Origin of the sequence: Corallococcus llansteffanensis (assembly GCF_003612055.1) — a bacterium.
In the GTDB taxonomy this organism is placed as follows: Bacteria; Myxococcota; Myxococcia; order Myxococcales; family Myxococcaceae; genus Corallococcus; species Corallococcus llansteffanensis.
Map to the genome: position 1 here is coordinate 1 of NZ_RAWB01000895.1, position 2,442 is coordinate 2,442.

The following is a 2,442-nucleotide window of genomic DNA, read 5'->3' on the forward strand; positions in this document are numbered from 1 at the left end:
ATAAGAGACAGGGGCCGAAGTTCGCTCGGCTCCATCCGGGGCATGCTCCCCGAGGCGCCCTTCACCGGCGGCCGGGACATGTCCTGGGGAGCGCGCATGTCGCCGTGCCCGGAGCCGGACTGGGAGCCCGCCGTCGCCGCGCGCGGGTGTGAACCCGTGCCGGGCACCAGCGGCTTGGGGTGGGAGCCCGTGCCGCTGGTGGACGACGGCGCGTACTCCGCGAGCCGGTCGCCCAGGGCCTCCTTGAAGAACTGCGCCACCGACGCGGGCGACGAGGACAGCCGGTGGTGCGCGATGACCGCCTCGATCTCCTCGCGCATCGCCGCCGCCGAGGGCGTGCGCCGCGCCGGGTCCTTCACCAGGGCCCGGAGGATGAGGTCGGACACGTCCTGCGGGATGTGCGGCTTGAGCTGCGAGGGCACCGGCGCCGGCTCGCGCACGATGGCAGCGAGCGTGGCCGCGTCGTGGTCGCGGCGGAACGGCAGCTGGCCGGTGAGCAATTCAAAGAGGACGACGCCCAGCGCGAAGACGTCGTTGCGCCAGTCCAGCGGCCGGCCGCTGGCGGCCTCCGGGGACAGGTAGGAGATCTTCCCCTTGATGACGCCCGCCTGCGTGTGCTCCTCGCCCTGCACCTTGGCGATGCCGAAGTCGCTGAGCTTGATGGCGCCGTCCAGCGAGATGAGGACGTTGTGGGGGCTGACGTCGCGGTGCACCACCGGGTGCGCGACGCCGCTCGGGTCCACGTAGCTGTGCGCGTAGTGCAGGCCCGCCGCCACCTCCGCCACGATGCGCAGCGCGTGCTCCAGCGGCAGCGCCATCCCCTTGCGGCGCAGCTCCGTGAGCAGCCGCTTGAGGTCCGGGCCGCGCACGTACTCCATGAGGATGTACGCGACGCCGTCCGTCACGCCCACGTCGAAGGTCTGCACGACGTTGGGGTGCGTGAGGCGGGCGTTGGCGCGCGCCTCCGCGAAGAGCATGTCGACGAACTCCGGGTTCTCCGCGAACTGCGCGAGGATCTTCTTCATCACCACGTACTTCTCGAAGCCCTTCGCGCCCTGCTGCTTGGCGAGGAACACCTCCGCCATGCCGCCCTGCCCCAGCCGGCGGATGATCTGCAGCCGCGCGCTCTGGGCGGTGAGGTCCGTGGGCGAGCTGTGCTTCATCGACGCGGGGTCGATGTTCGTGGAGCCGAACAGGTACTGGCTGAGCGCGCGCTGCTCCAGCGCCTCGATGTCGTCCTGCACCTTGTCCGTCAACGGCAGGCGCGCCAGGAGCCCCTGGAACTGCGCCAGCGCCGGGGCCCTCGCGGTGCCGCCGCAGATGGGGCACACGCGGTCCAGGTTGCCCTTGTGGCGCAGGACCTCCAGGTACTCGGAGGCCTGGATGCGCTGGTGATACACCTGCCCGCAGTTGCGGCAGTCACACGGCAGCCACAGCGTGGCCAGCTTCACCGGCAGCGTCTTCGCCGAGCGCGCCAGCAGGCCCAGCATCGGCGGGGGCACGCGGCTCAGGAACACCTGGGCGCCCTGCGCCGCGACCTCCAGCACCTGCTCGAAGCGGGGCAGCGCCTCCGGCTCCGCCTTGCTCACGTGGCAGCAGTCGAACGCGACGCGCCCCTCCAGGCCCGCCGCGAGCCTGCGCACGTTGAGGTCGCCCTTGAGGACGGACGCCAGCGTGATGAAGGTGATGTCGTCCTGGACGATCTTCAGGTGCGAGGCGAGCTCGGAGGACTCCGACGGCGTGCTCGCGCGCAGGTAGCGCAGCACCGCGGGGTCCACCGTGGAGAACTGCTGGCGGCGCGCGAAGTCGAAGAACTCCGTGGGCTCGTCCGCGAACTCCAGCGGCTGGGCGCACACGGGGCACTGGTGCGAGGGCGCCCCGCCCTGCTCCAGCACCTTCGCCTCGTCCACCAGGTTGACCAGCCGCAGCCGGTCCTCCTTGCAGAAACGGCAGGTGTACGGCGCCAGCAGGGAGAGCACGCGCGCGACGCCCGCGAAGCCCTCCACCATGTTGAGCTGATCCACCACGATGGGCGGCGCGTTGATGACGTACAGCCCCGCCACGCCCTGCGGCGGGTGGCCGACGAACTCAATCCACTTGCGCACGCCGAACGAGCTGATGCGCTCCAGGAGGCCCAGGTCCACCACCAGCAGGCCGTTGAGGCCCTTGGTGGACGAGCCCAGCGGGAACGTCTCGTCGATGACACCGGACACCCGGACGTGGAGGAGGTTCCCCACGCGCACGGAGGTGATGCCGGCATTGGAAGTTTGGCTCTCCACCCGCCTTACCCTCGTTCCAGACAGAACAGCAGGGACTTGGGCTGCGCGGCCCTGCGGCGCGCCTCCCCCAGGTCCACGGCGCACGCGAACACCGTTCCGCGCCCCGGGACCACCCGCACCGCCACCGCATCGCTGTGCTCCAGGATGCGGCGCAGGCCCAGCC

Annotated in this window: 1 protein-coding gene; it reads right to left on the reverse strand. The window is 71.0% G+C overall.

Annotated elements, in window-relative coordinates; all coding sequences use genetic code 11:
* Positions 1 to 2,279 (reverse strand): serine/threonine-protein kinase (locus tag D7V93_RS41785; RefSeq protein WP_147451635.1); only part of this gene is annotated, 2,279 nt, incomplete at its 3' end.
* Positions 2,280 to 2,442 lie beyond the last annotated feature (163 nt).